Annotated in this window: 28 protein-coding genes and 1 tRNA gene; 5 read left to right on the forward strand and 24 right to left on the reverse strand. The window is 60.5% G+C overall.

Annotated features, from left to right (window positions below; translation table 11 throughout):
* Window position 1 precedes the first annotated feature (1 nt).
* Window positions 2-1,333 (forward strand): LLM class flavin-dependent oxidoreductase, encoded by a 1,332-nt coding sequence (locus OZ428_RS22130; protein ID WP_269131310.1) that lies wholly within the window; start codon window positions 2-4, stop codon window positions 1,331-1,333.
* Window positions 1,330-2,253 carry a sulfonate ABC transporter substrate-binding protein gene (locus OZ428_RS22135; RefSeq protein ID WP_269131311.1) on the forward strand — a complete coding sequence of 308 codons (924 nt, stop codon included), beginning with the start codon at window positions 1,330-1,332 and terminating at the stop codon, window positions 2,251-2,253. The genes OZ428_RS22130 and OZ428_RS22135 overlap by 4 nt, the downstream gene beginning before the upstream one ends.
* 20 nt (window positions 2,254-2,273) lie before the next feature.
* On the opposite strand, the gene fecE is transcribed toward OZ428_RS22135, so the two are convergent.
* The 12 genes from fecE to OZ428_RS22195 all read right to left on the reverse strand — a co-directional run bounded on the left by fecE (window position 2,274) and on the right by OZ428_RS22195 (window position 14,947).
* Window positions 2,274-3,065 carry a Fe(3+) dicitrate ABC transporter ATP-binding protein FecE gene (gene fecE / locus OZ428_RS22140; protein WP_269131312.1) on the reverse strand — a complete coding sequence of 264 codons (792 nt, stop codon included), beginning with the start codon at window positions 3,063-3,065 and terminating at the stop codon, window positions 2,274-2,276.
* 4 nt (window positions 3,066-3,069) lie between these two features.
* Window positions 3,070-4,038, reverse strand: coding sequence for an iron chelate uptake ABC transporter family permease subunit (locus OZ428_RS22145; protein ID WP_269131313.1), 969 nt, complete (start codon window positions 4,036-4,038; stop codon window positions 3,070-3,072).
* A complete protein-coding gene (fecC, locus tag OZ428_RS22150; RefSeq protein WP_269131314.1) occupies window positions 4,035-5,024 on the reverse strand; it encodes an iron-dicitrate ABC transporter permease FecC in 990 nt (329 codons plus the stop codon). Before fecC ends, OZ428_RS22145 begins: the two co-directional genes overlap by 4 nt.
* 2 nt (window positions 5,025-5,026) lie before the next feature.
* Window positions 5,027-5,941, reverse strand: coding sequence for a Fe(3+) dicitrate ABC transporter substrate-binding protein (locus OZ428_RS22155; protein WP_442964849.1), 915 nt, complete (start codon window positions 5,939-5,941; stop codon window positions 5,027-5,029).
* Window positions 5,942-6,314: 373 nt separating this feature from the next.
* Window positions 6,315-8,705, reverse strand: a complete 2,391-nt coding sequence (locus OZ428_RS22160; RefSeq protein ID WP_269131316.1) for a TonB-dependent receptor — start codon at window positions 8,703-8,705, stop codon at window positions 6,315-6,317.
* 84 nt (window positions 8,706-8,789) lie between these two features.
* Window positions 8,790-10,400, reverse strand: coding sequence for a gamma-glutamyltransferase family protein (locus tag OZ428_RS22165; protein ID WP_269131317.1), 1,611 nt, complete (start codon window positions 10,398-10,400; stop codon window positions 8,790-8,792).
* Window positions 10,401-10,417: 17 nt separating this feature from the next.
* The gene (locus tag OZ428_RS22170) at window positions 10,418-11,509 is read right to left on the reverse strand and encodes a polyamine ABC transporter substrate-binding protein (protein ID WP_330911105.1); all 1,092 of its coding nucleotides are present in this window, start codon (window positions 11,507-11,509) and stop codon (window positions 10,418-10,420) included.
* A 20-nt stretch (window positions 11,510-11,529) separates the two neighbouring features.
* Entirely contained in the window at window positions 11,530-12,309 is a 780-nt protein-coding gene (locus OZ428_RS22175) for an amino acid ABC transporter ATP-binding protein (protein WP_269131318.1), read from the reverse strand.
* Window positions 12,310-12,311: 2 nt separating this feature from the next.
* The gene (locus OZ428_RS22180) at window positions 12,312-13,088 is read right to left on the reverse strand and encodes an amino acid ABC transporter permease (protein WP_269131319.1); all 777 of its coding nucleotides are present in this window, start codon (window positions 13,086-13,088) and stop codon (window positions 12,312-12,314) included.
* 11 nt (window positions 13,089-13,099) lie between these two features.
* Window positions 13,100-13,906: an ABC transporter substrate-binding protein gene (locus OZ428_RS22185; protein ID WP_033901715.1), complete on the reverse strand. Its 807-nt coding sequence runs from the start codon at window positions 13,904-13,906 to the stop codon at window positions 13,100-13,102.
* Between the two features lie 65 nt (window positions 13,907-13,971).
* Window positions 13,972-14,640, reverse strand: coding sequence for a GntR family transcriptional regulator (locus OZ428_RS22190; RefSeq protein WP_269131321.1), 669 nt, complete (start codon window positions 14,638-14,640; stop codon window positions 13,972-13,974).
* Window positions 14,615-14,947: a hypothetical protein gene (locus tag OZ428_RS22195; RefSeq protein ID WP_269131322.1), complete on the reverse strand. Its 333-nt coding sequence runs from the start codon at window positions 14,945-14,947 to the stop codon at window positions 14,615-14,617. The genes OZ428_RS22190 and OZ428_RS22195 overlap by 26 nt, the downstream gene beginning before the upstream one ends.
* Before the next feature lie 55 nt (window positions 14,948-15,002).
* On the opposite strand from OZ428_RS22195, the gene OZ428_RS22200 reads away from it, so the two are divergent.
* Window positions 15,003-15,854: a lipopolysaccharide biosynthesis protein gene (locus OZ428_RS22200; RefSeq protein WP_269131323.1), complete on the forward strand. Its 852-nt coding sequence runs from the start codon at window positions 15,003-15,005 to the stop codon at window positions 15,852-15,854.
* Between the two features lie 143 nt (window positions 15,855-15,997).
* Here the strand turns inward: OZ428_RS22200 and OZ428_RS22205 are convergent, their stop codons facing one another.
* The 10 genes from OZ428_RS22205 to thrS form a co-directional block, all read right to left on the reverse strand.
* The gene (locus OZ428_RS22205; protein WP_269131324.1) at window positions 15,998-16,429 is read right to left on the reverse strand and encodes a hypothetical protein; all 432 of its coding nucleotides are present in this window, start codon (window positions 16,427-16,429) and stop codon (window positions 15,998-16,000) included.
* A 231-nt stretch (window positions 16,430-16,660) separates the two neighbouring features.
* Window positions 16,661-16,737, reverse strand: a tRNA-Pro gene (locus OZ428_RS22210).
* A 90-nt stretch (window positions 16,738-16,827) separates the two neighbouring features.
* The gene (locus tag OZ428_RS22215) at window positions 16,828-17,184 is read right to left on the reverse strand and encodes a MerR family transcriptional regulator (RefSeq protein WP_010209127.1); all 357 of its coding nucleotides are present in this window, start codon (window positions 17,182-17,184) and stop codon (window positions 16,828-16,830) included.
* Entirely contained in the window at window positions 17,165-17,467 is a 303-nt protein-coding gene (ihfA, locus tag OZ428_RS22220) for an integration host factor subunit alpha (RefSeq protein ID WP_002553164.1), read from the reverse strand. Before ihfA ends, OZ428_RS22215 begins: the two co-directional genes overlap by 20 nt.
* A gap of 3 nt (window positions 17,468-17,470) precedes the next feature.
* On the reverse strand, window positions 17,471-19,849 hold the full coding sequence (gene pheT / locus OZ428_RS22225; RefSeq protein WP_269131325.1) for a phenylalanine--tRNA ligase subunit beta: 2,379 nt from the start codon (window positions 19,847-19,849) through the stop codon (window positions 17,471-17,473).
* 26 nt (window positions 19,850-19,875) lie between these two features.
* Window positions 19,876-20,892, reverse strand: coding sequence for a phenylalanine--tRNA ligase subunit alpha (pheS, locus tag OZ428_RS22230; RefSeq protein ID WP_269131326.1), 1,017 nt, complete (start codon window positions 20,890-20,892; stop codon window positions 19,876-19,878).
* Between the two features lie 109 nt (window positions 20,893-21,001).
* A complete protein-coding gene (gene rplT, locus OZ428_RS22235) occupies window positions 21,002-21,358 on the reverse strand; it encodes a 50S ribosomal protein L20 (protein ID WP_003174975.1) in 357 nt (118 codons plus the stop codon).
* Window positions 21,359-21,388: 30 nt separating this feature from the next.
* A complete protein-coding gene (gene rpmI, locus OZ428_RS22240; protein ID WP_002553160.1) occupies window positions 21,389-21,583 on the reverse strand; it encodes a 50S ribosomal protein L35 in 195 nt (64 codons plus the stop codon).
* A gap of 60 nt (window positions 21,584-21,643) precedes the next feature.
* Window positions 21,644-22,195, reverse strand: coding sequence for a translation initiation factor IF-3 (gene infC / locus OZ428_RS22245; protein WP_169850653.1), 552 nt, complete (start codon window positions 22,193-22,195; stop codon window positions 21,644-21,646).
* The gene (thrS, locus tag OZ428_RS22250) at window positions 22,195-24,117 is read right to left on the reverse strand and encodes a threonine--tRNA ligase (protein WP_269131327.1); all 1,923 of its coding nucleotides are present in this window, start codon (window positions 24,115-24,117) and stop codon (window positions 22,195-22,197) included. The genes infC and thrS overlap by 1 nt, the downstream gene beginning before the upstream one ends.
* Window positions 24,118-24,484: 367 nt before the next feature.
* Between thrS and OZ428_RS22255 the strand changes: the two genes are divergently transcribed.
* Window positions 24,485-24,799: a hypothetical protein gene (locus OZ428_RS22255; RefSeq protein ID WP_016978147.1), complete on the forward strand. Its 315-nt coding sequence runs from the start codon at window positions 24,485-24,487 to the stop codon at window positions 24,797-24,799.
* Between the two features lie 289 nt (window positions 24,800-25,088).
* Window positions 25,089-25,301, forward strand: coding sequence for a cold-shock protein (locus OZ428_RS22260; protein ID WP_003234260.1), 213 nt, complete (start codon window positions 25,089-25,091; stop codon window positions 25,299-25,301).
* Window positions 25,302-25,374: 73 nt separating this feature from the next.
* Here the strand turns inward: OZ428_RS22260 and OZ428_RS22265 are convergent, their stop codons facing one another.
* Window positions 25,375-25,695: an I78 family peptidase inhibitor gene (locus tag OZ428_RS22265; protein WP_025857833.1), complete on the reverse strand. Its 321-nt coding sequence runs from the start codon at window positions 25,693-25,695 to the stop codon at window positions 25,375-25,377.
* A gap of 144 nt (window positions 25,696-25,839) precedes the next feature.
* The gene (locus OZ428_RS22270; protein WP_269131328.1) at window positions 25,840-26,148 is read right to left on the reverse strand and encodes a hypothetical protein; all 309 of its coding nucleotides are present in this window, start codon (window positions 26,146-26,148) and stop codon (window positions 25,840-25,842) included.
* Window positions 26,149-26,178: the final 30 nt, after the last annotated feature.

Consider the following 26,178-nt stretch of genomic DNA (forward strand, 5'->3'; position numbering starts at 1 on the left):
CATGAGCCGTCAACTCAAACTCGGCGCCTTTCTCATGGCCACCGGGCACCACGTCGCCGCCTGGCGCCACCCGGACGTGCCGGCCAATGCCGGGCTGGATTTTGCCCAGTACAAGCACCTGGCGCGGGTGGCTGAAGCGGCCAGGTTCGATGCGCTGTTCGTGGCGGATAGCATTGCGGCGGCCACGGGTGAAATCGCCAGCCATATGGCACGTTCGGATCACTTCGAACCGCTGACGTTGCTCTCGGCGTTGAGTGCAGTGACGGACCACATCGGCCTGATCGCCACGGCAACCACCACCTACAACGAGCCCTACCACGTAGCGCGCAAATTCGCCTCGCTGGATCACCTGTCCGGCGGCCGTGCCGGCTGGAACCTGGTGACGTCGGATGCCGCCGCTGAAGCGCAGAATTTCGGCCGCGATGAACACCTTGGCCATGCTGAGCGCTACAGCCGCGCCAGGGAGTTTCATCAGGTCGTGACCGGGTTGTGGGACAGCTGGGAAGACGATGCCTTCGTGCGGGAAAAGGCCAGCGGCACCTACTACGACCCGGCGAAACGGCATGTGCTGGACCATGTCGGCGAACACTTTCGCGTCAAAGGCCCGCTGAACGTGGCGCGCTCGCCCCAGGGCCAACCGGTGATCGTGCAGGCGGGCTCATCGGAAACCGGCCGTGAACTGGCCGCGCAAACCGCCGAGGTGGTGTTTACCGCGCAAACATCGCTGGAGAACGCCCAGGCGTTTTATGCGGACCTCAAGGGGCGCCTTGAAAGATACGGGCGTGAGCCGGATTCGCTGAAAATCATGCCGGGGGTGTTCGTAGTGGTCGGCCAGACCGAGGCCGAAGCCCAGGCGAAATTCGAGGCGTTCCAGGACCTGGTCGAGCCCGAAGTGGGCGTCGCCTTGCTCGGCCGCATGCTGGGTAATTTCGACTTGTCCGGCTACCCGTTGGACGGGCCGTTGCCGGAGTTGCCGCTGACCGACAGCGGGCAACGCAGCCGTCAACAATTGCTCAGTGACCTGGCTCACCGCGAACACCTGACCCTCGCCCAGTTGGGCCGACGGATCGCCGGTGGTCGCGGGCATTACAGCCTGATCGGCACGCCCGCGCAGATCGCCGATGAGCTACAACGCTGGTTCGAAAACGGCGCTGCCGATGGTTTCAATATCCTGGTGCCGCACCTTCCGGGTGGGCTGGAGGATTTCGCCCAATGGGTCGTGCCGGAGCTGCAACGGCGCGGCCTGTTTCGCACCGAATACACCGGCTCCACCTTGCGTGAAAACCTCGGCTTGGCGCGCCCCGAAAACCGCTTCAAAAAGGACGATGCATGAAGATTACGGCGCTGTTACTCGCCCTGCTGGCCGTCACTCAAACCGCACTGGCGGCCGACCCCACCACCTTGCGCATCGGTTACCAGAAAGGCTCCATCGCCCTGGTACTCGCCAAGGAACATGGCCTGCTGGAAAAACGCTTCCCGCAGACCAAAGTGAAGTGGATCGAATTCCCCGCTGGCCCGCAGATGCTGGAAGCACTGAACGTCGGCGCACTGGACGTGGGCTCGACCGGCGACATCCCGCCACTGTTCGCCCAGGCGGCGGGGGCGGACCTGGTCTACATCGGCGCCGAACCGCCCAAGCCCAGCGCCGAAACCATCCTGGTGCGCAACGATAGCCCGTTGCATTCAGTCGCGGACCTGAAGGGCAAGAAAGTCGCCTTCCAGAAGGGCTCCAGTTCCCACAACCTGATCCTGCGCGCCCTGAACAAAGCCGGCCTGAGCTACAAGGACATCCAGCCGGTGTACCTGCCACCTGCCGACGCGCGCGCCGCGTTCGAACAAGGCAGCGTGGATGCCTGGGCCATTTGGGAGCCCTATTCATCCTTGGCATTGAGCCAGAGCCCCAGCCATGTGCTGGCCAATGGTGAAGGCCTCGGATTATCGGGGCCGGTGTATACCGCGCGGCGCGACTATGCGAAGGCCAACGGGCTTTTTGTGCATGACCTGCTCGATGAACTCAGCGCTGCCGAAGCGCTCACCCGCAGCCAGCGTGAAGACAGCTTGAAAGTGCTGACAGGGTTTATGGGGCTGCCTGCCGAGGTGATTGCGCGTTACATGGATAACCGCCCGCCTTCGCCGATCTTGCCGATTGACGACACGATCATCGCGGCGCAGCAGGCGACGGCGGATCTGTTTTATCAGAACCGCCTGTTGCCCAAGGCAATCGACGTGAAGAAAGCAGTGGAAATCAACTGAACTCCCACATTTGACCCGCGTCAGGCTTGAAAACGGGTGCTTTTTTCCACCACGCACATCGGTGTGCCGGACACCGGCTCATTGATGATCTGCACCTGCACATCAAACACCTGGCGCATCAACTCGGCACTGATCACCGCCCCCGGCGCACCATCTGCCACCAACTTGCCGCCGTGCATCACCGCCAAATGGTCGGCATACCGACAAGCCTGGTTGATGTCGTGCAGCACCGTGATCACGGTCTTGCCTTCAGCAGCCAGTTCGCCCATCAAGTCCATGAGTTCGACTTGATGGCTGATGTCGAGGTAGGTGGTGGGTTCATCCAGCAACACCACCGGCGCATTCTGCGCCAACACCATCGCCAGCCAGGCGCGTTGACGCTGGCCGCCGGACAGATCGGCCAATGCGCGATCAGCCAACACGTCCAGTTCCAGGCGCTGCATGGCTTGGTTCACGTGAGTTTGATCACTGCCGCTCAAACGCCCCCACAGCGAGTTATGCGGGCTGCGGCCATAGGCGACCAACTGGCGCACGCTGACACCTTCCGGCACCGGCAGCACCTGTGGCAAGAACGCGATCTGCCGTGCCAACTCGCGGGCAGACAGGCTGGCGTAGGCCTGGCCATCCAGGGTCAGTTCGCCCTGGGTCGGTTGGAGGATGCGCGCGAAGGCCTTGAGCAGGGTCGACTTGCCGCAGCCATTGGGACCGATCAAGGCGGTGACCTTTCCGGTCGGCGGCGCAAAGGACAGGCCTTGCACGATGCGCGTGGTGCCGTAGCCAATGTCGAGCTCGCGTGCGTGAAGAATACTCATGTGATCAGCCCTTGAACCGTGCCAGCAACCAAAGAAAATACGGCGCGCCAATCACCGCCGTAAGCACCCCGGCGGGGATTTCGCTGGGCGCAATCAACGTGCGCCCCAACGTGTCGGCCAGCACCAGCAGCAACGCACCGATCAGCATCGCCGCCGGCAACAGGTATTGGTGGTGCCCGCCCACCAACCGCCGCGCCATGTGCGGCGCGACCAGGCCGATAAAACCGATCGGCCCGATCACCCCCACGCCCAGGCTGGTCAGCAGCACCGCACAGGCCATCGCCAGCCAGCGTGTGCGACTCAGTGGCGTGCCGAGGCTGTGGGCCGCTTCATCACCAAGGGCGATCAGGTTCAGCGGCTTGGCCAGGCACAGCCCCAACGGGATCAGCACCAGGAACGGCAACACCAGCGCCACATGGTGCCAATTGCGGCTCCACAGGCTGCCGGTGAGGGCGAGCAATGCGGTGTTGATATCCAGCGGATGGGACAGGATCAGGAACTCGGTAACACTGGACAAAGTCACCGCAATCGCCACCCCGGACAGGGCAAACCGCACCCCGGAAAAACTTACCCCGGTGTTGTACAGCGCCAGCAGCAACGCGCCGCCCGCCCCACCCAGGCAAGCCACCAGCGGCAGCCAGGCAATCGGCAGATGCGGCCAACTGATGATCGCCACGGTCAGCGCCAGCCCGGCGCCTTGGGTCACGCCGAGGATTTCCGGCGAGGCCAGTGGGTTGCGGATCACACCCTGCACAATCGCCCCGGCCAGGCCGAAGGCTGCACCTGCAAGGATCGCGATCAGGCTGCGCGGCAGGCGGTGGTTCCAGACTTCGAAGTCGAGGGCGTCGTGGGCCACCAGGCGCTCCAGCACGGTGTCAGGCGTGAGCCACACAGTGCCGGCACTGAGGCTGATCAACGTCGCCAGCAGCAACAGGCCGAGCAGCAGCCATAGGCGCAAGGGAGGCCGGGTCATAGGGCGCGCCTGGCAAGGAAGAGGAAGAACGGCGCGCCGATCAGCGCGGTGACCACACCCGCCGGGGTCTCCACCGGAAACGCCACGGCGCGGCTGAGCAGGTCCGCGCCCAGCACGATCACCGCCCCCAATGCCGCGCTCAGCGGGATCAGCCAGCGGTAGTCATTACCGAGAAACTGGCGAAGGATATTCGGCGCGATCAGCCCGACAAACCCGATCGGCCCCACCGCGCAGACGCTCGCGCCGACCAGCAACAGGCTGGCGATGAACACCTGCAACCGCAGACTGGCAATGCCCACGCCCAGGGAGCGCGCGGCGTCTTCGCCAAGGTTGATCAGGTTCAGGCGCGGCGCGCACCACAGCGCCCACAGGCCGCCGATCAAGGTGCACGGCCAAAGCAATTGCACCTGCGCGGCGCCGACGTTGGCCAGGGAACCGGCCAGCCAATTGAGCACGCTTTGCGCCTGGGCCTCGACCAGGATCACCGTGAGCCGGGTCAATGCCGCGCATAACGCCGCCACGGCCACACCGGCCAGTACCAGGCGCCCTTGGGCGGTGGTTGGTGACCAGGCGCCGCCGAGGCTGAACACCGTGACCCAGGCCAACGCGCCCCCCACGCACGTCATCAACAAGGCACCACCGGCGAACGGTGGCGCAACCAATCCGGTGGAAAACAACGCCAAGCCCAGCGCCGCCCCGGCCGTCACACCAAACAAGGACGGCGAGGCCAGGCGGTTGCGGGTAATGCCTTGCATCAACGCACCGGCCAAGCCCAGGCAGGCGCCGACCAACGCAGCACACAGCGCCCGTGGCACGCGCAATTGGGCGACGATGTAGGCCATATTGCCGCCCACGCTACCCTGGTGAACCAGGCCATTCCACGCATCCGTCGCCGTGATCGTGAACGGCGACCAGCTGTACAGCGACAGCCAGAACAACCCGGCACCCAGCAGCACAATGCCGGCCGCCGCGAGACTTCGCCCCATGCTTATTGGCTCAGTACGGCTTTACCGCCCTTGAGAATCGCCAGCGCGTCTTCGGCGATCTGCTCCGAGGCCAGCACACCGCGATTGCGCGCCCAGCTGTCGCCGTCCACTTCCGCGACCTGTTTATTACGCACGGCGCCCAGCACTTGCCACAGCGGCTGCTTGCTCCAGTTGTCGACGATGCTCGGGCGACGGTAATGACCGACCAGCAACCAACCGGGGTCGAGGGCGAGCAGTTGCTCCAGGCTGACAAACTCGGTGGGCGCGGCGTTGGCGCGCACCGAGGGCACTTTCAGGCCAATGGCTTCGAGCACGCTGCCGGCGTAGGAATCCGGGCCGTGCACGGAGAAACTGTCTTCACGGGCGACACCAAACAACACGCTGGCGCCGGCCGGGATCTGCTGGGCAATGGCTTTGAGGTTTTCGCGGTTCTTCTGGATCCGCGCTTCCATCTGCGCGCTCTTGCCCAGCGCCTTGCCGATCAGTTCGGCGGATTTCAGGCTGCCCTGGTAATCCTCGCCGCGTGACGGCAGCAACAGGGTCGGCGCGATGCTCGACAGGTCGTTGTACAACGCCTGGTGACGGTTGAGGTCGGCAACGATCAGGTCCGGCTTGAGCCGGGCGATTTCCTCGATGCTCGGCTGCGAACGCAGGCCCACGGACCTCCATTGGCCGATGGCCTGGCGCACGCGGGGCAACACGCGGTTGGCATCGCCATCATCGGCAGCGCCGACGGGCGTTACCGCGACGGCGGCCAGGCTGTCGAGAAAGGAGAATTCCAGCACCACGACGCGCTTGGGTGCATCCGGCAGATGCACGGCGTGCTGGCCGTCGTTGAGGTCGATGGGCGCGGCGCTCAGCAGGCTTGAAGACAACGCCAACACACAGGCGGCAAGGGTGGGGATGGAGCGCAGCATTCGCATGACAAGGACCTCGGCGTTAAAACACCCCGGCTAGACAGGCTGGGGAAAACGGCGGGTACTATTCCATATCGGGGCGGCGTGATCAAAAAACATTCTCATTTATACCCTGCCCTCCCCTGTGGACACGGGATTGCTGTGGATGCTGGCTTGTTGTGGTGAGCGGGCTTGCCCCGCGCTGGGTGGCGAAGCCGCCCCAAAACCTGGCACCTCGCTCTACCTGACACGATGTGGTGTTCTTGTTGGGGCTGCTGCGCAGCCCAGCGCGGGGCAAGCCCGCTCACCACAACAAGCCACTCACCACAGCAAGCCAAGTCACCACAAATAGCCTGATCCCCCCAACAAGCCAGTCCCTACAACAAAACTCGTGTTAGAAGTCGACGGTGGCCGACAGCAGATAGGTGCGCGGCGTGGACAAGGTCAGCCCCGGCTCGCTGTCATCCGACGCGCCGGCCGAGCTCCAGTAACGTTTATCGGCGACGTTCTCCACATTCGCCCGCAAGGTGATGTGCTTGTCGTCCACCTTGAACGCGTAGCGCGCACCCAGGTCAACGCGGTTCCAGGCGTCGATTTCCTTGACGTTGGACTGGTCCAGGTACTGCGAGCTGGAATAGATGCCACGGCTGGTCAGCGTCAGGCCTTCGAGGCCCGGCACATCCCATTCGGCGCCGAGGTTAACGTTGTACTTGGGCGTGGCCGGGGCGCGGTTGCCGTCCCAGGTGCCGTTGGTGGTGTCTTTCAGTTCACTGTCGATGTACATCACCCCGCCGAGCAGGCGCAAGCCCTTGAGCGGTTCGCCGAACACACTCAGTTCCACGCCTGAGTTCTCACGTTTGCCATTGGGGCCGAAGAGCCGCGTGGTGGCATTGGTTTCATAGGCTGGCTGCTTGATGCGGAACACGGCGGCAGTCACCGCGAACGCGCCGGCGTCGTACTTGGCGCCCACTTCCACCTGGCGGCTGATGAACGGCGGGAAGATCTCGTCTTCGTTTCGCGAGGTGGACGGCGCGATCTTGCCCTGGCTCAGGCCTTCCATGTAGTTGGCGTACAGCGAGAGTTTGTCGGTGGCCTTGAACAGCAGGCCGCCGGACGGCGAAACCTTTTCTTCGTCGTAGGCCGTGGCACCTTTGACGCCGTCGCTCCAGTCATCGACCTTCACGCGCTGCCAGCGGGCACCGAGGGTGAGCAACAGGCGGTCGTCGAAGAAGCCCAGGGTGTCGGACAAGGCCACGCCGCTGAATTTGTTTTCGGTGTAAACCTTGGCGTCCTGGCGGGTAGCTGTGGACGGCGTCGGTGTTTGTACCGGGTTGTAGAGATTGCTCGGCGCCGCCCCATAGCGTGCGCCACCGTTGGTGAAGTCCATATCGAAGTAGCTGGCGGCGAGGTTGACCTCATGGGTGACTGGCCCGGTATGGAACCAGTTACGCACGCCAGCGGTGTAGGTGCGCACGTTTTCATCGCGGGTGAAATCCCGTGGCTGCACGCTGAAATCACCGGCCGCATTAGACACGGACACCGCGTGGCGCAGGAAGTCGTGGTTGCTTTTGCGTGCGCCCACGCCGCCGTAGAGCATCACGTTGTCGCTGAGGTCGTACTCGGCATTGACCGTGCCGAAGGTGTCGTTGGTGCGGGCCTTGCTCCAGGATTGCGCATAATTGCGGCGCACGTCGTTAGCGCTGGGCACCGGCGCTGCGGCCGCCACCTGCACGCGCTCTTGCGGCGCATCGGTGTCACGCTCGGTGTGACCGATGTCGGTGGAAAGGCGCAAGCGTTCGCCACGGAAATCCAGGCCCAGCACGGCCATTTCGCGGTCGACGCTCTGGTGGTCCCAGGCGGTGTCGCCGGACTGCTTCATGCCATTGAAGCGGATGCCGTACTGGTTGTCTTCGCCAAAGCGTCGACCAATGTCCACCGCACCGCCGGCCTGGCTGTCGGACGCCCAGTTGCCGGTGAACGAGTTGATGTCCTTGTCCGTGGCGCGCTTGGGCACCACGTTGATCCCGCCGCCCACGCTGCCGCGCGGCGAGATGCCGTTGATCAACTGGCTCGGGCCCTTGAGGATGTCGACCCGGTCGGCCATTTCCATGTCGATGGTGTAGGTCGGCAGCACGCCATACAGGCCGTTATAGGCCACGTCGCTGTTGAACAGGCTGAACCCACGAATGGTGAATTGCTCGTAACGCCCACCGGCCGGGTTGGTCGCGCGCACCGAGGGGTCGGCGGCGATCAGGTCGCCGAGGGTGCGGGCCTGTTGGTTCTTCACCGCATCCGCGGTGTAAGTGGTGATGCTGAACGGGGTTTCCATGAAGTCCCGCGTGCCGAGCATGCCCTGGGCCGTGCGGCGCGCCACCTGGCCGCCGGCGTAGGTGTCGCCGTCATACAGGCCGGTGGTGCCGAGGATCGACGTCGGGGCCAACTCCAACGTGCTGCCGTCCGGCGCCGGCACCAGCATGTAGGCCTGTGCGCCCATCGGTTGCAGTTGCAGGCCAGAGCCTTGCAGCAAGCGCGCAAAGCCCTCCTCCACTCCATATTCGCCGGACAAACCACTGCTGCTGCGCCCGCTGACCAACGCCGGGTCCACCGACAGGTTGACGCCCGCCAACCCGGCGAAGCGGGTGAGCGCCGCACTCAGGCTGCCGGCGGGCACCTGATAACTACGGCGGGTGGCGGTGTCTTCGGCATAACTGACGGCGGCGAAGAACGGACTGGCGCTGAGGCTCAGCAGCAGGCTCAGTTTGAGCAAGGGACGGACGACGGGCATTGGCGGAAGCTCTCGATAGTGTTCACTTGCCTGGAATGACAGGCGAGATGAAAAAAAGGGACAGGCTCCGCCAATTTTTTTCGCTTACCACACGGCGATCGTTGAATCCGCCCTCGGCTCCGTTCCGCCGCACAATACACCACTGACCGGATCACGCAGAATGATCTGCCCGCGCCCGTAGTCGGTGAGGTCGCTGGCGATCTGCACCTGATGCCCGCGCCGCGCCAAGGCGTTGGCCAAGTCGCGGGAGGCGCCCTGTTCGATGCCGACCTTCATGTCACCCAGCCATTGCCAGCGCGGCGCATCCAGCGCCGCTTGCGGGTTGAGGCCGAAATCCACCAGGTTCATCACCATCTGCACATGACCCTGGGGCTGCATGTAGCCGCCCATCACGCCAAACGGGCCAAGGGCCTGGCCGTCCTTGGTGAGAAAGCCGGGAATGATGGTGTGGAAGGTTTTTTTACCGGGCGCCAGGCAGTTGGCGTGGGTTGGGTCGAGGCTGAACTCCTGCCCACGGTTTTGCAGGGCGATGCCGCTGTCGGGCAGCACCACGCCGGAGCCGAAACCGTGGTAGTTGCTCTGGATGAACGAAACCATATTGCCTTCGGCGTCGGCCGTGGCGAGGTACACCGTGCCGCTGGCGTGAGGATCGCCGGGTTTGGGCGGCTGGGCCTGTTCGCCGATCTGTCCACGGCGGCGCGCGCTGTAGTCATCGCTGAGCAGGTCAGCAACGGCCACGCGCATGTGCAGCGGGTCGGTGATGTAGTGCAGGCCGTCGCTGTAGGCGAGTTTCATTGCCTCCAATTGGCGGTGCCAGGTCTGCTGGCTGTCGCGGTGATCGAAGCTGAAACCTTCGAGGATTTTCAGCGCCATCAACGCTACCAAACCCTGGCCGCTGGGTGGGATTTCCCACACGTCCACCCCCCGGTAATTGACGTGGATCGGCTCCACCCACTCGGCGCGGTAATCCTGGAGATCGCTGGCGCGCAGGTAGCCACCGCTGGCCTTGGAATGCGCGTCCAAGCGTTCGGCCAGCGCGCCGCGATACAGGCTTTCGCAGCGGGTGGCCGCCAGCTCTTCGAGGGTACGGGCCTGGGCCGGGTTGCGAAACATCTCCCCGGCCTGTGGCGCACGGCCGTCGATCAGGAAAGTGTCGAACCAGGCGTCCAGCGCCGCATTGCGATGAGGCGCGAATTCTTCCAGGGTGAGTTGCCATTGATAGGCAACCACCGGCGACAGCGGGAAACCGTCGCGCGCCAGGCGGATGGCCGGTTGCAGCAACTCGGCAAACGGCAATTTGCCGAAACGCTGGGACAGCTCCGCCCAAGCCGACGGGCAACCGGGCACCGTGACCGGCGTCCAGCCATACAGCGGCATCTGGTCATGCCCGTCGGCCTTGACCGCCTCGATGCTCAAGGCCGCCGGCGCATGGCCGTTGCCATTCAAACCGTGCAACTGGCCCTTGCACCAGACCAGGGCAAATGCGTCGCCGCCGAGGCCGCAGCCGGTGGGCTCCACCACCGTCAACGCGGCCGCCGTGGCAATGGCCGCGTCGATGGCGTTACCGCCTTTTTGCATGACCTCGATACCGGCCTGGGCGGCCAGGGGCTGGGACGCCGCGACCATGCCGCGCTGGGCAAACACACTCTGGCGCTGCGAGGGATAAGGGTACTCGTGAGCAGAAAATTTCAACATGGCAGAGGCTCTTCGATTCATTGGCCGGACTTGATGCGGTTCCATTCCCGGGTCATCAGACGCTGGATATTTTCCGGCAGGTCGGCGGAGACAAAGGTGTGGTTGATCACGTCATCGCCAGGATAAATACCGGGGTTGCCGCTGACTTTCGGGTCCATCAGTGGCGTGGCGTCTTTATTCGGGTTGGCGTAGCCGACGTAATCGCTGATCGGCGCGATCACCTCGGGGCGCAGCAGATAGTTGATCAGGGCGTGGGCGTTGGCCGTGTTGCCGGCATCCTTGGGAATCGCCAGCATGTCGAACCACAGGTTCACGCCTTCTTTGGGGATCAGGTAGCGGATGTCGATGTTTTTGCCGGCTTCCTTGGCGCGGCTTTGTGCCTGCATCACGTCGCCGGAATAACCGACCGCCACGCAGATATCGCCGTTGGCCAGGTCGGCGGTGTATTTCGAGGAGTTGAAGTAGGTCACCGAGGGCCGCAGCGCCATCAGCCGGCTCGAGGCCTGTTTGTAGTCGTCGGGCTGAGTGCTGTTGGGGTCCAGGCCGAGGTAGAGCATGACCTGCGGGATGATCTTCACCGGGGCATCAAGGAAGGCCACGCCGCAGCTTTTGAGCTTGGCCAGGTTGCCTGGCTCGAAGACCATCGACCAGGAATCCAGCACCGCGTCCTTGCCCAGCACGGCGCGCACTTTTTCTACGTTGTAACCGATGCCCACGGTGCCCCACATGTAAGGCACGGCGTAGCGGTTGCCAGGGTCGGCGGCTTCCAGGCGCTGCATCAGGCGCGGGTCAAGGTGCTGCCAGTTATCCAGCAAATTGCGTTGCAGCGGCTGGTAGGCGCCGGCGCGGATCTGCTTGGACAGGAACTGGCTGGAGGGCACCACCACGTCATATCCCGAGTGCCCGGAAAGCAGCTTGGCTTCGAGCATTTCGTTGGTGTCGAAGATGTCGTATTGCACCTTGATGCCGCTGTCTTTCTCGAAGTTCTTCAAGGTGTCGGGGCCGATGTAATCGGACCAGTTGTAGACCTTGACCACAGGTGTGGCAGCCTGGCTCATGGGTACAACGGCGGCGCAGCACAGGGCAGCAAACAAGCTGGATAAACGCATGGCACATTTCCTTGGAAGGGTCATAACACGCGACTGAGAAAGGCTCGGGTACGGGGATGGCAGGGGTGGCTGAAAATCTGTTCCGGTGGCCCCTGTTCGATGAGTTCGCCTTGGTCGAGCACCACCACGCGGTCCGCCACTTCACGGGCAAAGCCCATTTCGTGGGTGACCACCACCATGGTCATGCCCTCCTCGGCCAGCTCCTTCATCACCTGCAGCACTTCGCCGACGGTTTCCGGGTCGAGGGCGCTGGTGGGTTCGTCGAACAGCATGGCTTGGGGTTTCATCGCTAGGGCGCGGGCGATGGCCACCCGTTGCTGCTGGCCACCGGAGAGCATCGACGGGTAGTGGTTGGCCTTGTCTGCCAGGCCGACGCGAGCGAGTAAGCCCCGGGCCTGTTCCAAGGCTTCGGCGCGGGGTGTGCCGAGTACCTGGATCGGCGCTTCGATGATGTTTTCCAACGCGGTCATGTGGGGGAACAGGTTGAAGCGCTGGAACACCATGCCGATGTCGCGGCGCTGGCGAGCAATGTTGCGCTCCGAGTCGCGTACCAGGCTGCCGTCGCTGCGCTCGCGATAGCCCATGGCGCGGCCGTTGACGCGGATGCGTCCGCCCTGGATGTCTTCGAGCAGGTTGATACAGCGGATAAAGGTGGTCTTGCCCGAACCCGAGGCGCCGATCAGCACCACCACTTCTCCGCGCCGCACTTGCAGGGAAATGCCCTTGAGGATCTGCAGCGTGCCAAACGACTTGTGGATATCCAGCGCTTCGATGATCAGTTCTTCACTGTGATGCGCCATGGTTATCGTCCCCTCAGCAGTTTCAAAGTGCTGCGCCCGAACATGCGGCTGGACGCCGGTGGCGGCGCGGAAGGCCGGTCGGACTGGCCGAAACGTGCCTCCAGCCAGCGCTGGAAGAAGCCCCAGAGCGTGGTGAGCATCAGGAAGTAGATCGCCACCACCAGGTACAGCTCGAACACGCGGAACGTCGCCGAGGTGACCATTTGCGTGCTGAGCAGCAATTCCTGCACGCCGATCACGCTGACCAGGGTGGTGTTCTTGAGCATCACGTTGAACTCGTTGCCCAGCGGCGGCACGATCACGCGAAACGCCTGGGGCAGTACGATGCGCCGCATCAGCTTGGCGAAGCCCATGCCCAGGGAGCGCCCGGCTTCGTATTGGCCCTTGTCGACGGCGCCAATACCGGCGCAGATGATTTCGGCCATATAGGCGCCTTCGTTGAGGCCCAGGGCGATGATCGCCGCCTGGATATTGCCGGGCACGACCAGGCCGAACAGGTCGATGTCCTCAAAGCGGAAAATCCCCCCGGCCGCCAGCGCGGTGTAGAGAAACACGATCTGCACCAGCAGCGGCGTGCCGCGCATCAACCACACGTAAAACCGCACTGGCAGGTGCAGCAGCGGGTTCTTCGACAGGCGCAACAGCGCCGCCGCCAAGCCCAGTACGCAGCCCAGCAACATCGCCGACACCGCGATCAGGCACGTCAGCCACAGCCCGGTGAGGTAGACCCCGCTGGGCTGCAACAGGTACTGCCAGAACACATCCCAATTGAAGTTCATCGCCGCAAACCTCAGTCGAGAGTGTCACTGCTGACATGCCATTTGTTCAGCAACGCCACATAGCTGCCATCGCTGCGCATGTCGCTGATCACTTGCTGCACGGCGGCGGTGAGCTGCGGGTCATCCTTGCGCATGCCCAGGCCGGTGAGGATGCGGCTGAAGGCCGGTACACCTTCCTGGAACAGGTCCGGGGCCATCGCGGCGTAGTAGCCGGCGGTTTCCACCGTGGTGCCGTAGGCATCGACCTGGCTGATACGCAGGGCCTGGAACGCGTCGGTGTCGGTGTTGTAGACCACCAGTTTCATCGGGGGCTTGCCGGCCTTGGTCAGGTTGTCGTTTTGCGCGTCCAGCAGGGTCTTGATGGTGGAGCCATTGAGCACCGCCACCTTGTGCCCGGACAAGTCATCCAGGGCCTTGATGCCTTTGGGATTGCCCTTGGGCACCACCACCGACTGGCTGGAGTACATGTAGTTGACGATGTCGATCACTTGGCGCCGCTCGGGCTTGTCGAACAGCTGGTCGACGATCATGTCGCACTGCTGCGCAAGCAACGCCGGCACCAGGCCGGAGAACGGAATCACCCGCCACTGCACGTGTTTGTCGCCCAGGCGCTTGGCGATCTCGAGCCCGAGGTCGACGGTGAGCCCGCGCGGCTTCTGCGCTTCATCGAAGGATACCAGGGGCGGCGAATCCATCCCCGAGCAATACACCAGTTTATCGACGCTCTTCAGGCGCTCCGGTACCTGGGGCGCGGCAATGGCCCATTGGGTACAGAGGCCGAGGGAGACAGCCACCAGCAAGGCGCGGCGTTTATGCATGACCAGACACTCCAGTTCGTTGGTTAACGGGGCAGGACTCAAAGTCAAAACACAGCAGGTCTTTCTTATTTTTTGGTTTGCAGGAATTGGATCAGCGCTGGTACGGTCCCCTCGATGTGCTCGCGCACGACTGCCTCGGCGCGGGCCGCGTCACCGGAACGGATGGCATCGAGGATCACCGCGTGTTCCTGGCGGGCGCTGAGGGGTTTCTCGCCGTGCTGCAACCACAGGCGCATGGGCGCTTCCACCAGCGAGTACAGCGCCGAGATCTGCTTCATCAAGCGCGGACGGCCGCTGAGGCTGCACAGGTATTCGTGGAAAGCGCGGTGGCGGCTGACCCAGGCGGCGCTTTCGTCGCGGTAATCGTCCATCTCGTCGAGCAGGCGCTCCAGTGCGGCCAATTGGCGTTCGCCGATGCGTGCGACCGCCACGCGCACCGCCAGGCCTTCGAGGGCACTGCGCATCTCGAACACTTCGTGCAATTCATCGATATCCAGGCCGCTGACGACGGCGCCCCGGTTAGGCCTGAGGGTTACCAGACCCTGGGCATCCAGGCGACGGAAGGCTTCGCGCACCGGCATGCGGCTCATACCGATCTCGCTGGCGATGTCCTCGGCAATCAACCGGTCGCCCTTGCGGTAGCGGCCACTGCATATGGCGTCGAGCAGAAAGTTGTAGGCCTCCTCCTCGGCGGTGAGGGGCTGGCGGTCAACGTAAGCGGGGGCAAATTGCATCGGCAGCACCTTTTGAATTTTTGTATCCAATTATCCATGAATGCAAAAAAGCAGGATGTGTGCCAACTGATCTGGCGATATAGCAAGTGATTGATTTGGATGGGATAGCGATGAAGTAGCGATAATAGAGAGGATCGCGCGCGTAGGAAATTGCTACCAAATAGCTCAGAAAACGCACCACCTGTGGGCGGAAGTAACGGGAGGTGGGCAAAAAGCGCTGCCAATACCAGGAAACGTCCCACTCAAAAACAGGATATCCGTCAGCAGACCAGACCATGAACTTTGCTTTAAGAAGGAACTCAGCCATCCGCCATAGGGTCGGGTGATGTACGAACTTTCTTCTCACTGCACGGTTGGGCCCGATGAAACAGACAGTCTTCGTCGCCATCGAGCATGCTGGTAACGCTCAGCAGGCTTTGTACGCCCCCTTCACAGCCCCTTGGCTTTCGAACAAATACCAACTGGACTTGAGCGATTTTGACGCCTGCCGGAACGCGGAGTCAGGTGCAGTCTTTATCATTGCTTCCGGCCCGTCAGCCAAGTCCTTTCCCATCAAAAAATTCGCGCACGTGCCAATGATCACGATGAATGGCGCCATTTCGATGTTCCTGGACTCTGAGGTTAAGCCGTACTTCTACGCCTGTACGGACAGAAGTTTCTCCGAACAGCAGCCGGAGCTGTTCAAGCAGGCAATGGCGATCAGCCAAAGGGTTGCGCTGTGGGAAGATCACGCACGCTCCTCTCATGCTCGACCGACTGGACGGCTGTACCCATTATCCAAAGCCAAGCGGCCCTCCTGGCTGGAATCTGTTCGAGGCAAACACAGTGCGCTGGTCGTCAATCATCCCTTGCTGCCTAGCCGCGAAAGACCCCTGGGATTCAGCAAAGACATGAGCGAAGGCTTTTTTGACGCACGAACCGTGGCCTATCTGGCCATACAGTTGGCATTCCATGTGGGGTTCACCCAGGTCTTTCTGGTGGGCGTTGACCTGGACGAGCGCTCAGGCAGGTTTTACGAAAGTGCTGATTCCACCCACTCACCCTGCGGGCTCGATCAGCACTACTTCACGCGCATACTGCCGTCGTTTGAATTGATGTCCGATAAGGTCATGTGTGATGACTTCAGGGTTTACAACCTGTCTGACATCTCGAGGATTCCGGACAGTGTTGTTCCTCATGCCACCCTGGCGGATGTTGAAGGAATGCTCGTGTAAAACTGCGAAAACCAGAAACGAGAAAGGGGTTCCACTACTGACTTAGTGGACCCCCGTGTTGATAGCTCATTGATCAACCTCTACAAATGGCAGATACAAGAAGCCCGGCGCTGGGCCGGGCTTCAATATGACACCGTCAGAGCCTAACGATGCTTGTTCTTGTGTTTGTGCTTGTTGTTGCCTTTGTGCTTCTTGCCGTCTGATCGATGACCACTCTCATCATCTGCCAGGTTATTCCCCAGCGCGCCGCCTGCGGCACCACCTACACCGGCGCCAATAGTCGACCCCGTTGTGCCTCCGAGACGATTACCAATCAGCGAGCCGCCGGCTGAGCCGATACCACCACCTAGCGCGGCTTCCGCTCGGTTGCCCCTTTGAGCCCCGACAGCACTGCCGGCGGCACCACCAACGCCTGCGCCTACCGCTGCGCCCGTCGAGCCACCGAGCTGTTGACCTACGATATTACCAAGGGCACCACCAACGCCGCCTCCAAGGGCGGCTGTGCCATCTTCGGCGGCCATCGCTCCTTGCGAAATGAGGGCGCCCAAAATCAGGACGGGCAGTGTCATTTTCATTCTGTGAACCTCTATGGGTTGTCAGCAGGCGCTCACGGTTTGAAACACGCCTGGAATTTGGATGAGAACAGATGACTGAAGTTCTATACCGACTGCACCCTGGGGCGAATGGTTGTAACAAGGTGTGCCGTGATGGTGCGAGAGGGGGGACGATCCTGAGGGGTGAATGTGGTTTTTTCCGGGCATGAAAAAGCCCAACCTGCAAAGATTGGGCTAAGACATTGAAAAATATGGTCGGGACGGAGTGATTCGAACACTCGACCCCTAGCACCCCATGCTAGTGCGCTACCGGACTGCGCTACGCCCCGACTAGGCGTGTTACTGGGTTTGCTTCTTGACGAAGCGATCCGGAATATACCGCAAGCTTTTGAAATGTGGAAGTATTTTAAAAGCTTGAATCACTTCTTCAACACCACCAGCACATCTTCGAGTTCGGCGATCATCTGGCGGATCATTTGCTTGTATTGGGTAGTGTCGTCTTTGGCTTCATCACCGGACATACGCTGGCGCGCGCCGCTGATGGTGAACCCTTGGTCGTACAGCAACGCGCGGATCTGTCGGATCATCAGCACATCCTGGCGCTGATAATACCGACGGTTCCCGGTGCGTTTGACGGGGTTGAGTTGAGGAAACTCCTGCTCCCAATAGCGCAGCACGTGCGGTTTTACCGCACAGAGCTCGCTGACTTCACCAATGGTGAAGTAGCGTTTGCCTGGGATGACGGGTAGCTCGTCGTTATGACTTGGTTCCAGCATAAGCCTCAACTCGGGCCTTCAACTTCTGCCCTGGACGAAAGGTGACCACACGGCGAGCCGTGATCGGGATTTCTTCTCCCGTTTTTGGATTGCGGCCAGGCCGCTGGCGTTTGTCCCGCAGGTCAAAGTTGCCGAAACCGGACAATTTGACCTGTTCGTTGTCTTCCAGAGCGTGTCTGATCTCTTCAAAAAACAGCTCGACCAATTCCTTGGCCTCGCGCTTGTTCAGACCCAACTCTTCGTACAGACGTTCCGCCATCTCAGCTTTCGTCAAAGCCCCCATACGTCACTTCCTTAACGTGGCGTTCAACCTTTGTTCGAGCGAGGTGAGGATATTTTGTGTCGTGGTATTCACCTCATCGTCATTAAGAGTGCGCGATGGATGCTGCCAGGTCAAGCCAACTGCAAGGCTTTTTCTATGCGGATCAATACCTTTACCCTGATAGACGTCAAATAGCCTGAGGTCTGTCAGCCATTCCCCTGCATTTTCACGGATTACATCCAGAACAGCAGTGGCGGCCACTTCACGGTCGGCGATCAAGGCCAGGTCACGGCGCACTTCAGGGAAGCGCGACAACTCGCTGAATTTAGGCATCTTGCCAGAAGCCACTTCAGCCAGAACCAGCTCGAACACGAAGACCGGACGGTCGAGACCGAGGGTTTTCGACAATTCAGGGTGAATGGCGCCGACGAAACCGACCAGGCGACCTTCACGCTCGATGCGCGCCGTCTGGCCTGGGTGCAATGCAGGATGGCTGCCCGGCACGAAAGTGAAGGCGTCCAGAGCACCGGCAAAGCCCAGCACCGCTTCCACGTCAGCCTTGACGTCGAAGAAGTCCACGGCGTCGCGACCCTGTGCCCAGCCTTCCGGCAGACGGCTGCCGCAGACCACACCGGCCAGCATCGGCTCTTGCTTCAGGCCGTCCAACTGACCGACGAAACGCAGGCCGCTTTCAAACATGCGCACGCGGTCTTGCTGACGATTCAGGTTATGGGAAAGGGCTTTCACCAGGCCTGGCCACAGCGAAGAACGCATGGCCGCCATGTCGTTGGAGATCGGGTTGGCCAGCAACAGCGGTTCGACGCCTGGGTTGAACAGTTCGAACTGCTTCGGATCGATGAAGCTGTAGGTCACCGCTTCCTGATAACCACGGGCAACCAGCAGGCGACGCAGCTCAGGCAGGTGCGCACGCGCCTCGGCCTTTGGTTGTGGCGCCAGGCGCGCTTGCGGATAACGGACCGGCAGGCGGTTGTAGCCGTAGAGACGGGCCAGCTCTTCGATCAGGTCGACTTCCAGGCTGATATCGAAGCGATGGCTTGGTACTTCAACGTGCCACTGCCCTTCCCCACTCGAGGAAATAGCCAGGCCGAGAGCCGACAGCAGTTGCTCGATTTCAGCCGGCTCGATGACCAGGCCAAGCATCTGCTCGACGCTTTTGGCACGCAGGGTGATCGGTGCAACGGAGGGCAGGAACTGTGCGTTGACAGTTTCGGTGACCGGACCGGCTTCGCCACCGGTGATTTCCAGCAGCAGGCCAGTGGCGCGCTCCATGGCTTCACGGGCGAGGTTCCAGTCCACACCGCGCTCGTAGCGGTGAGAGGCATCGGTGTGCAGGCCGTAGGAACGGGCCTTACCGGCGATGGCGATCTGGTCGAAGAACGCGCTTTCAAGGAACACATCGCGAGTGGTCACGGATACGCCGCTGTGCTCGCCCCCCATCACGCCGGCAATCGCCAGGGCGCGGGAATGGTCGGCGATGACCAGGGTGTCGGCACGCAGGCTGACTTCCTGACCGTCGAGCAGTACCAGCTTCTCGCCTTCTTCTGCCATGCGCACGCGGATGCCGCCGTTGATTTCGGCGAGGTCAAAAGCGTGCAGCGGTTGACCCAGCTCCAGCATCACGTAGTTAGTGATGTCGACGGCGGCGTCGATGCTGCGTACGTCGGCACGGCGCAAGCGCTCAACCATCCACAGCGGCGTTGGCTTGGACAGGTCGACGTTGCGGATCACACGACCCAGGTAACGCGGGCAGGCGTTTGGTGCCAGCACTTCGATCGGGCGTACTTCGTCGTGCACAGCAGGCACGGCGGCAACCACTGGACGGGTGACCGGGGCGTTGTACAACGCGCCGACTTCACGGGCCAAACCTGCCAACGACAGGCAGTCGCCACGGTTCGGGGTCAGGTCGACTTCGATGCTGGCGTCTTCCAACTCTAGGTAGACGCGGATGTCCTGGCCCACTGGCGCGTCGGCCGGCAGCTCCATCAAGCCATCGTTGCCCTCACCGACTTGCAGTTCTGCCTGGGAGCACAGCATGCCGTTGGACTCGACACCACGCAGCTTGGCCTTCTTGATCTTGAAGTCGCCTGGCAGCTCGGCACCGATCATGGCGAACGGGATCTTCAGGCCCGGACGCACGTTTGGCGCTCCGCACACGACCTGGAAGGTTTCCGCGCCATTGCTGACCTGGCATACACGCAACTTGTCGGCATCGGGGTGTTGTTCGGTGCTCAACACCTCACCCACGACCACGCCACTGAAAACACCGGCGGCCGGCGTAACGCTATCGACCTCAAGGCCGGCCATCGACAGACGCGCAACCAGCGCGTCGCGATCTACCTGCGGGCTTACCCAGCCACGCAGCCATTGTTCACTGAATTTCATCCTGCTCTCCTAAAGATTCGTTACGACTAGCGAAATTGCGCGAGGAACCGCAAGTCGTTGTCGAAGAACAGACGCAAGTCGTTCACGCCGTAACGCAGCATGGCCAGACGCTCAACGCCCATGCCGAAGGCAAAGCCCGAGAACTCTTCCGGATCAATGCCGGACATGCGCAGCACGTTAGGATGAACCATGCCGCAGCCCATCACTTCCAGCCAGCCGGTCTGCTTGCACACGCGGCAGCCTTTGCCGCTGCACATCACGCATTCCATGTCGACTTCAGCGGACGGCTCGGTGAACGGGAAGAACGATGGACGGAACCGTACCGCCAGCTCCTTCTCGAAGAACACCCGCAGGAACTCTTCGATAGTGCCTTTGAGGTCGGCGAAGTTGATGTCGCGATCAACCAGCAGGCCTTCGACCTGGTGGAACATCGGCGAGTGGGTGATATCGGAGTCGCTGCGGTACACACGGCCTGGGCAGACAATGCGGATCGGCGGCTTGTTCGCTTCCATGGTGCGGACCTGTACCGGCGAGGTATGGGTGCGCAACAGCATGTTCGCGTTGAAATAGAAGGTGTCGTGCATCGACCGGGCCGGGTGGTGGCCTGGGATGTTGAGCGCCTCGAAGTTGTGATAGTCGTCTTCGACCTCAGGGCCTTCGGCAATGCCGTAGCCAATGTGGGTGAAGAACTGCTCGATACGTTCCAGAGTCCGGGTGATCGGATGCAGGCCGCCCGAGGCCTGGCCGCGACCAGGCAAGGTGACGTCAATGGACTCGGCGGCGAGTTTGGCCGCGAGATCAGCCTCCTCCATGGTCGCCTTGCGCGCATTGAGCACCTCTGTGACACGCTCCTTGGCGACGTTGATCAGCGCACCGACTTGCGGGCGCTCTTCAGGCGGCAAATTCCCCAGGGTCTTCATCACCTGAGTCAATTCACCTTTCTTGCCAAGGTAGTGAACCCGGATTTGCTCCAGGGCATTTACATCTTCAGCGCTTTGCACAGCCTCAAGAGCTTGGGCAACGAGCGCGTCCAGGTTTTCCATGTACAGACTCCAGATACAAAATAGGGGAAGAGCTTGAAGGCTCTTCCCCTATTTAAGACGTTTACCACCTTGGGCTACAGACGTAACCCAGGGTGATTGTCGGGGGTACTTAAGCCAGAGTGGCTTTAGCTTTCTCGACAATCGCAGCAAACACCGCTTTTTCGTTCACTGCCAGTTCGGCCAGAACCTTACGGTCGATCTCGATGGAAGCTTTTTTCAGGCCAGCGATGAAACGGCTGTAGGACAGACCGTTAACACGTGCACCAGCGTTGATACGAGCGATCCACAGAGCGCGGAACTGACGTTTTTTCTGACGACGGTCGCGGTAGGCGTATTGGCCTGCCTTGATTACCGCTTGCTTGGCAACACGGAATACGCGTGAACGCGCGCCGTAGTAGCCTTTAGCAAGTTTCAGAATTTTTTTGTGACGTTTACGGGCAATGACGCCACGCTTTACACGAGCCATGAGTTACTTCCTCTATTCTTGATCCAAAAATTAACGAAGGCGCAGCATGCGCTCGACTTTTGCCACGTCAGACGGATGCAGCAAGCTGCTACCGCGCAGTTGACGCTTACGCTTGGTCGACATTTTGGTCAGGATGTGGCTCTTGAAAGCGTGCTTGTGCTTGATACCGTTAGCAGTTTTCAGAAACCGCTTAGCAGCACCACTTTTAGTCTTCATCTTTGGCATGTTCGGATACTCCGCATTCAGTTGATAAACATAATCAGAAGGCCTGCCGTGCCCTGTTGATTACTTCTTCTTTTTCGGGGCGATGACCATGATCAGCTGGCGTCCTTCCATCTTAGGATGCTGTTCAACGGAACCGTACTCCAGCAGGTCAGCTTCAACCCGCTTGAGGAGTTCCATGCCCAGCTCCTGGTGGGCCATCTCACGGCCGCGGAATCGCAAGGATACCTTGGCCCTGTCCCCATCACTCAGGAAACGTACCAGGTTGCGCAGTTTTACCTGGTAATCCCCTTCCTCCGTCCCTGGACGAAACTTGATTTCTTTTACTTGAATCTGCTTCTGGTTCTTCTTCGCCGCAGCAATCTGCTTCTTCTTTTCGAAGATCGACTTGCCGTAGTCCATCACCCGGCAAACAGGCGGGACTGCGTCGGCGGAGATTTCCACCAGGTCCAATTTGGACTCTTCAGCGATACGAAGCGCTTCATCAATCGAGACGATGCCAATCTGCTCGCCGTCAGCGCCAATTAACCGAACCTCGCGTGCCGAGATATTCTCGTTGATCGGGGCTTTCGGTGCAGCTCGTTTATCTTGTCTCATTTCACGCTTAATAATAATTACTCCGAATCTGGGCGACCACGCCGGGAAACCGCTTGCGCGAGGAACTCAGCGAACTGGGCGACGGGCATCGAGCCCAGGTCAGCACCTTCACGAGTACGCACAGCGACAGTCTGCATCTCGACTTCCCGATCTCCGATAACCAAAAGATAGGGAACCTTGAGCAAAGTATGCTCGCGGATTTTAAAGCCGATCTTTTCATTTCTCAAGTCGGACTTGGCACGAAACCCGATTTCGTTGAGAGTTTTTTCAACTTCGGCGGCAAAATCTGCCTGTTTATCAGTGATATTCATGATCACTGCCTGGGTCGGAGCCAGCCACGCAGGGAATGCACCCTCGTAGTGCTCGATCAGGATCCCGACGAACCGTTCGAACGAGCCGAGGATCGCCCGGTGCAGCATAACCGGGTGTTTACGGCTGTTGTCTTCGGACACGTATTCGGCGCCCAGACGGATCGGCAGGTTAAAATCGAGCTGCAGGGTACCACACTGCCAGACGCGGCCAAGGCAATCTTTCAGCGAGAACTCGATCTTCGGACCGTAGAATGCACCTTCGCCCGGCTGCAGATCGTACGCAAGGCCCGCACTGTCGAGCGCAGCGGCCAGTGCAGCTTCGGCGCGATCCCACAGTTCGTCGGAGCCAACGCGTTTTTCCGGACGAGTGGACAGCTTCATCTCGACTTCGGTAAAGCCGAAATCGCGATAAACATCCATGGTCAGCTTGATGAACGCGGCGGATTCGGCCTGCATCTGCTCTTCGGTGCAGAAAATGTGGGCGTCGTCCTGGGTAAAACCACGCACACGCATGATGCCGTGCAGCGCACCCGATGGCTCGTTACGGTGGCAGGCACCGAACTCAGCCAGGCGCATCGGCAACTCACGGTAGCTCTTCAGGCCTTGGTTGAACACCTGCACGTGGCACGGGCAGTTCATCGGCTTGATGGCGTAGTCGCGGTTTTCCGACTGGGTGGTGAACATGTTGTCGGCGTAGTTGGCCCAGTGCCCGGATTTCTCCCAGAGGCTACGGTCAACAACCTGAGGCGTCTTGATTTCCAGGTAGCCGTTCTCACGCTGAACCTTGCGCATGTACTGCTCGAGCACCTGATACAGGGTCCAGCCGTTCGGGTGCCAGAACACCATGCCCGGCGCTTCTTCCTGGAGGTGGAACAGGTTCAGGCGCTTGCCGATCTTGCGGTGGTCGCGTTTTTCGGCTTCTTCGATACGCTGGATGTAGGCCGCCAGCTGCTTCTTGTCAGCCCAGGCGGTGCCGTAGATCCGTTGCAGTTGCTCGTTCTTCGCGTCGCCACGCCAGTAGGCGCCGGACAGCTTGGTCAGCTTGAACGATTTGAGGAAGCGCGTATTCGGCACGTGCGGGCCACGGCACATGTCGACATATTCTTCGTGGTAGTACAGGCCCATGGCCTGTTCTTCCGGCATGTCTTCCACCAGGCGCAACTTGTAGTCTTCGCCACGGGCGGTGAACACGTCGATCACTTCGGCGCGCGGCGTGACTTTCTTGATCACGTCGTAGTCTTTTTCGATCAGCTGGTGCATGCGCTGTTCGATCGCAGCCAGGTCGTCCGGAGTAAAAGGACGCTCATAGGCGATGTCGTAATAGAAGCCTTCTTCGATGACCGGGCCGATCACCATTTTCGCGGTTGGATACAGTTGCTTGACCGCGTGGCCAATCAAGTGTGCGCAAGAGTGGCGAATGATCTCCAGCCCCTCTTGATCCTTGGGCGTGATGATTTGCAGGCTGGCATCGCTGGTGATCAGATCGCTGGCGTCGACGAGCTTGCCGTCGACCTTGCCGGCCACGGTGGCCTTGGCCAGGCCTGCACCAATGGATGCGGCGACCTCGGCTACGGAAACCGAATGATCAAATGAACGTTGACTGCCGTCGGGAAGAGTAATAGTTGGCATGGCGCCTCCTCTCCTAGTGGTGACCCCTACCAAAGGTCACGTGGGTTGGGATGAGCCAGTACAAGATCCAATACCAGGCCGTTCAATGATGAACGCCTGCCTTACAGCGGCAGGAGCCTTTCGGCCAACCGATAATCGAACCAGAGTGACTGGAGTGAGCTAAAAAGAACATGGCAAGGCGGCAATGGGCACGCCTGGAAATAGCCAGGCCGAAGATGCTAGCACAGATGAACGGTCATCGTGCCGCCGCTATCTTGCGTAAATACAAATTCCGCCCTTTATAGCTGCAAAAGTGAACTTGGGCTGTACGCCAGCCCTCAAACCCTCCGAGAATCGCCGTTCGTCCTCGACCCAAAGGAGCATCCTCATGATGCGTTTTACCTCTACCCTCGCTCTCGCCGCTTCCCTGACCCTCCTCTCCCTGGGTGCACAAGCTGCTGCCCCGTCGAACTGGCCAGCCGGTGCTCGCGACAGTTTTGTCAGCGACTGCAGCGCCGCCGCCAGCCAGAACGTAGACGTCAAAACTGCCAAAGCCCATTGCGAATGTGGCGCAGACAAGATCAACGCTGAACTGAGCACTGCCGAAATCAAAGAACTCATGACGAACCAGAACGCCAGCCCGGAGCTTAAAAACAAAGCAGTCGCGGCTATTTCGTCCTGCAAAGTCGTGAAGAAAAAGTAAGATTTGCGGCTGATCACACAGCTGTTTTGCCGGAAAAATGGCCCGAAAACTGCCATTTCTCACAAATTACACAGGTTTTACGGCTTTTTTTACCAGCTGATATTTCGAGCTTAAGCCCCGTAAATCGGGGCTTTCAGCCGACCAAGGCACTAAACGCAACGCTATTGATTAGCAAACAATGCCTTGGGGGGGCTCCCAAGCCGAACATTTCGACTATGATAGCCCGGTGTGCCCAGTTGGCCTGAGCAGCACAGCACTACTGAAAATATATGTTTCTTGGAGATACACCATGTCTAATCGCCAAACCGGCACCGTTAAATGGTTCAACGATGAAAAAGGCTTCGGCTTCATCACTCCTCAAGGTGGCGGTGACGACCTGTTCGTACACTTCAAAGCTATCGAAAGCGACGGTTTCAAAAGCCTGAAAGAAGGCCAAACCGTTTCCTTCGTGGCTGAGAAAGGCCAAAAGGGTATGCAAGCTGCACAGGTTCGCGGCGAGTAATTCTCCGCTGAGCTAAAAAAACCCCGTCCATGTGACGGGGTTTTTTATGGGCGCTGCACAAGCCTGGAGCGACTTAGCCGCAATTGACTCGCGTGATCACCAGGTTGTCGTCAGTGTTCAGGTTCAAGCGGTCGGAGCGATACTCCAGGGTGATCATGTCGTTAGGCTTGAGGATGCGTGCGTTCTGCGCACCGGCACGGGTACGCGCCTGCTCCAGCAATTGGGGCGAAGCTTTCTGGCCGATCGTGAACTCGGCGGCCTTCGACTCACAGCGGCTATGACCGGCATCGGCCACGGCGGCGTCTTTGGCTGGCTCAGAGGCACCCGGGGTGCTGCAACCCGCCAACGCGAGTGCTGCCAACAAAGTACCGAATGATGCGAGCTTCCAAGGCATGAAGCCTCCTATGATAAAAAATGGACAGAGATCGTGCGACAGCGATTGGGCGGATTGGTTTCAAGACGTAAACCGCCGCAGGGCAAGTCTGCCTGACTCTCGACAGGCATTCGCCCGGTCAATCGTGACCAGATATGAACGAAATCAGTAGATATCGATGTAGTCAAATTCCGGCGTCGGCCAATTCTGTTTCAGCGCATTGAAAATCTGGGTCACCCAGACTTCGTCACTGGCAGCCACATTTCCCACGTACCCTGAGCCTTTTGCCCAAGTCTCCAGGCGAAACAGCAGCCCGTCGATGTCCACACCGCCTACAAGCCTCCCCGAGGAGATATAGGCGATTCCAGCCTTGGTCACCCGCAACTGGGTATGTTCGTCGTCGCTGGCACTGGCGAGCAATTGGCGCACATTGGCCAATGTCAGGTCCTCGGGGTTGTTCAAATCGATCTGCACGTGGTGTCCCCGGCAATTAAACAGGCCGAC

The organism is Pseudomonas sp. GXZC (genome assembly GCF_026967615.1).
Lineage (GTDB): Bacteria > Pseudomonadota > Gammaproteobacteria > Pseudomonadales > Pseudomonadaceae > Aquipseudomonas > Aquipseudomonas azotoformans_A.